General features: G+C 73.7%; 2 protein-coding genes and 2 pseudogenes. All 4 read right to left on the reverse strand.

Going from position 1 to position 4,824, the window contains the following annotated elements; genetic code table 11:
- On the reverse strand, positions 1 to 336 hold a 336-nt coding region (locus tag HCJ92_RS22235), incomplete at its 3' end, for a DUF7059 domain-containing protein (protein ID WP_420824759.1).
- 175 nt (positions 337 to 511) lie between these two features.
- Positions 512 to 1,201 (reverse strand): small secreted protein, encoded by a 690-nt coding sequence (locus HCJ92_RS22240; RefSeq protein ID WP_209311454.1) that lies wholly within the window; start codon positions 1,199 to 1,201, stop codon positions 512 to 514.
- Positions 1,202 to 1,706: 505 nt separating this feature from the next.
- Positions 1,707 to 3,683, reverse strand: a pseudogene (locus HCJ92_RS22245) (sodium-translocating pyrophosphatase); the annotation flags it as partial.
- A 93-nt stretch (positions 3,684 to 3,776) separates the two neighbouring features.
- Positions 3,777 to 4,295: pseudogene (locus HCJ92_RS25885) on the reverse strand (sodium/proton-translocating pyrophosphatase); the annotation flags it as partial.
- Positions 4,296 to 4,824 lie beyond the last annotated feature (529 nt).

Here is a 4,824-nt window from a genome sequence, read left to right on the forward strand (position 1 = left end):
GGCCGGGTGGGCGGCGGGGGCCGGGTGGGCGGCGGACGTGCCGGCCCCCGCGGGCCGCAGCCACCGCGCGGCGAGCAGCCCCTCCACCGGCAGGATCCCCGCGACACGGTCGGCGGGCACCTCCTCGCACAGCAGGAAGAGCCGGATCAGCGTCGCGAGGGGTGAGCCGTCCCGCGTGGCCCGGAGGGCGGGGACGGTCTCACCGCGGGCGAGGGCCGCGTAGGCGACGCCGCCCAGCTGGTCCAGCAGGCCGTCGGCGGTGAAGGTGGCGGAGAGCAGGGCCTCGCGGAGCCGGTCCGTCTCCGGCCCCGGGTGCGGCAGGTCGTCGGTGATCACCGACCCATTGTGTCCCGGGCTCCCTCTGCCGGCCCGCCGCCGTCGGCACCCGGGTGCGCCGCCGGGCCGAGCTGCGCGGGCCCCGGTGCCCGCCCGGGGACGCACGCCGGGGGCCGACCGGCGATGGTCGGCCCCCGGGTGCGGCAAGGGGCGTGCGGTGAGCGGTGTGCGCCGGTCAGACGTCGGCGCCGGACTCCTCGGCACCGGTCTCCTCTGCGTCGGAGTCCGTCTCGGCGTCGTCGTCGGCGGCGTCGGACGCGTCCTCCGCCTCGGTGTCGTCGGTGACGCCCGCGTCGTCGTCCCCTTCTCCCGGGGCGGAGGGGGCCGGGCTCTGGCACCCTTCCTGACGTGCCATCGCGTCGCCGAGGTCGCCGCTCTGCAACTCGCTGAGCGCCTCGTCACCGGACTGTCCGAGCTCGTCGAGCTGGCCGACCATCTCCCGCAGCCCCTCCGCGAAGGCGGCACGGTCGGAGGTGTCGAGCGAGTCGCTCGCCTCCTGGAGGCTCGTGTAGGACTGGGAGAGCCCGTTCAGCTCCTCGACGGCGTCCGTGCGCAGCTCCTCGCCGTCGTCGACCGGCGGGTCGCCCGCGTCATTGACGGCCTTGGCCAGCGAGTCGAAGGCGGCGGCCAGCTCTCCGTAGGAGCTGCTGTACACCTCCTGGACCTCGGCGGGTTCCTTGCTGCCTTCACTCGCCTCGGCCAGCGCCTGGTTGGCCGCCTGGATGCGTTCCACCTGCGGCTGCACCTGGTCGCAGACGTTCTTCGCCCACGCCTCGGTCTTCTCGCCGCTGTCCTCGCTGCACCCCGTCAGCGTGAGCGCGAGCATGGCACAGCCCGCCACCGTCGTCGCGAACCCTCTGTTCACCGTTGTCCGGTCCCTTCCCAGGCGATGGCCCCGACGGGGCGCTGGCCACCGGCCCCGGGCGGGCCGGTCGCGGGGGACGTGCCGTCGTCGCGCGGCCGTCTCCGACCGTGCGGCGGGCTCCCCGGTCACGTTCTCTTGCGGCGACCGGTCGCCACGGTACGTGACCGGGGGCCACCGTTCGCCGGTGGGCCCGCGGCGTCGCCGGTCCTGGTGCCGCCGCGTGGGCGAGGCGCGTCCCTGGGTCGGGAACCTACCGCAGACCGAAGGGCGGTGTGCCTCGGCACACCGCCCTTGGCCCGGGTGCTGCCCTGCCCGGGCTACCGACTCCGATCCGCCGACCGGGCGGGCGCCGGGGCTACACCGGACCGTCCGTTCCTCCGCTGCGGCCCCGCTGGGGCCGGTTGCCGCCCGCACCGGTGGTGGGCGCGGCGGACGGGCCGCCGGGGGCGGGGGCGGACGGCCCCCCGCCGCCCGTCCCGGCGCCGTGGCCGACCTCGTCATCGGGCTCCCCCATCGCGATGCCGCGCTGTTTGGAGACCACGACGGCCGCGACCACCACAGCGAGCGCCAGCACGGTGATCAGTACCCGCACCGCGCCGTTGGCCTCGTCGCCGACACTCAGCGTCACGACGGCGGGGGCGATGAGCAGCGCCACCAGGTTCATGACCTTCAGCAGCGGGTTGATCGCGGGCCCGGCCGTGTCCTTGAACGGGTCCCCGATGGTGTCGCCGATGACGGTCGCCTCGTGCGCCGCGCTGCCCTTGCCCCCGTGGTGGCCGTCCTCGACCAGCTTCTTGGCGTTGTCCCAGGATCCGCCGGAGTTGGCGAGGAACACCGCCATGAGGATGCCGGTGCCGATGGCGCCCGCGAGGAAGGCGGCCAGTGGCCCGACGCCGAGTCCGAACCCCACCGCGATCGGTGCCATCACCGCCAGCAGACCGGGGGTGGCCAGCTCGCGCAGCGAGTCGCGGGTGCAGATGTCCACGACCCGCCCGTACTCCGGCTTCTCGGAGTAGTCCATGATCCCGGGCCGCTCGCGGAACTGCCGCCTGACCTCGTAGACCACCGAGGCGGCCGAGCGGGAGACGGCGTTCACAGCGAGCCCGGAGAACAGGAACACGACCGCCGACCCGATGATCAGACCGACGAGGCTGCTCGGATAGGTGATGTCGGGGTTGAGCCCCGCGGCCCCGAACGCGTCCACCGCGCTGACCCCGGTGTCCTGCACCGCGTTGGCGATGGCGTCCCGGTAGGCGCCGAACAACGCCGCCGCCGCGAGCACGGCCGTGGTGATGGCGATTCCCTTGGTGACCGCCTTGGTGGTGTTGCCCACCGCGTCCAGCTCGGTCAGCACCTGCGCGCCGGCGCCCCTGACGTCCCCCGACATCTCGGCGATGCCCTGGGCGTTGTCGGCCACGGGACCGAAGGTGTCCATGGCGACGATGACGCCGACCGTCGTGAGGAGACCGGTGCCGGCGAGCGCCACAGCGAACAGCGCCAGCATGACCGTGCCGCCCGCTGCGAGGAACGCCGCGTACACACCGAGCGCCACGACCAGTGCGGTGTAGACGGCCGACTCCAGCCCCAGCGAGAACCCGGCGAGCACCACCGTGGCGGGCCCGGTCCGCGAGGACCGCCCGATGTCCCGCACCGGGCGCCGCGACGGCTCGGTGAAGTAGCCGGTGAGCTGCTGGATCAGCGCCGCCAGCACGATGCCGATGGCGACCGAGGCCAGCGCGAACATCCGCGGGTCGGCGTCGTGCGCCAGGATCTCCGCGTCGTCCACGCCGCTCAGTTCGGCGAAGCTGCCGGGAAGAGCCACGAAGGCGGCGATCGCGACCAGGACCAGCGAGATCGCGGCGGAGATGAAGAAGCCCCGGTTGATCGCCGTCATGCTGTTGCGGTCGCCGGGACGGGGAGCGACGACGAAGATCCCGGCCATCGCGGTCAGCACCCCGATCGCCGGCACCAGCAGCGGGAACGTCAGGCCGACGTCTCCGAAGGCGACCGCTCCGAGGATGAGCGCGGCGACCAGGGTCACGGCGTAGGACTCGAACAGGTCGGACGCCATGCCGGCGCAGTCGCCGACGTTGTCACCGACGTTGTCGGCGATGGTGGCCGCGTTGCGGGGGTCGTCCTCGGGGATGCCCTGCTCCACCTTCCCCACCAGGTCGGCACCGACATCGGCCGCCTTGGTGAAGATGCCGCCGCCGACCCGCATGAACATCGCGATCAGGGCCGCGCCGAGGCCGAAGCCCTCCAGGACCTTCGGTGCGTCCGCCGCGTAGACCATGACGACCAGGGAAGCGCCGAAGAGCCCGAGCCCGACGGTGCACATGCCGACGACGCCGCCGGTACGGAACGCGATCCGCATGGCCTCGTGGCGTACGGCCTCGGGGTCCTGCCCCAGCCGCTCCTGGTCGTCGGTCGCGGTGCCGCCGGCCGACGGGGCCCCGGGGTCGGGCACGGCGGCGCGGTCGGCGTCGTCCGGGTCCGGTGCGGCGGCGGGGTCGAGTGCCCCGGCACGGTCCGGACGGGCCGGGTCCGCGGTCGCTGCGGGGTCCGGAACGGCCATCGGCGGGCCGCCGGGGCCGGTGCCCAGGTCCCCGCCGCCCGCGCCGCCGTGGGTCGCCGGGAATTCCGAACCGTCCGGCGGATTGGCACCGCGGGCCGCGGCGGCCACACGGACATTGCTGCGCACCGCCAGCCACATTCCCATGTAGCCGATGCCGGCCGAGAATGCCGCCCCTACGAGGAAGAACAGCGAACGGCCGATGCGCTGGTTCCAGTCGTCCGCGGGAAGAATCAGCAGAAGAACGAAGACCGCCGCCGCGAATACCGACAGCGTGCGCAGTTGCCGCATCAGATAGGCGTTGGCGCCCTCCTGGATCGCCGCGGCGATCTTCTTCATCGCCTCGGTCCCCTCGCGCGCGGCGAGGACCTGGCGGGCAAGCACGACGGCGAACCCCAGCGCTGCCAGGGCCACCAGACCGATCAACAGAACCAGGACACGGCTTCCCGCGGTGAGCTCGGCGGCCGAGTCGGCCGCCGTGACGTACGGATGCTCCCGGAGAGGGGATGTGAGCCCCACCATTCGTCCTCCTTGACGCAGGATGATCCGAAACAGACGTGGCCGGAGTGTAGGGAGACGGGGGACATCCAAGAAGGGGTCGGTAGGTCGTAAATTCTGCGACCGGGCGAATAACCCCCGACAACTGGCCGGATCGATCGCCGCCCGGGTGGTGAAAAAGGATTCCCCGACAAGATCAGGAGAATACCGTCCGTCACTTCTTCAGGCCCGGTGGGCGGCGGGCGGTCCCCGGAGGGCGGGCGGTGGGACGGGCGACGTGACGCAGGCCAACACCCCTGCCGGTGGTGAGAGTCGAGGGCGCGGTGACGGCCTCCCGCCGGACCCGCACTGCGCGGAACGTGACGGAACGGGGGACGTCCGCCCGGGTGATCCTCACGCCCGGCGGGCGCCGGCCGTCCGGTGCCGCTACCCCCGCGCACGGCGGCCGGTTGCGGGTCGCCACCGTGACCGCGGGGCCCTGCGGCCCGGGTATCGCCCCGCGCGGGCCCCGGCCCGGCGTGGAGCGCGGCCCGGCGTGAGAGCGGCCGGGGGC

Origin of the sequence: Streptomyces spiramenti (genome assembly GCF_012034385.1) — a bacterium.
In the GTDB taxonomy this organism is placed as follows: Bacteria; Actinomycetota; Actinomycetes; order Streptomycetales; family Streptomycetaceae; genus Streptomyces; species Streptomyces spiramenti.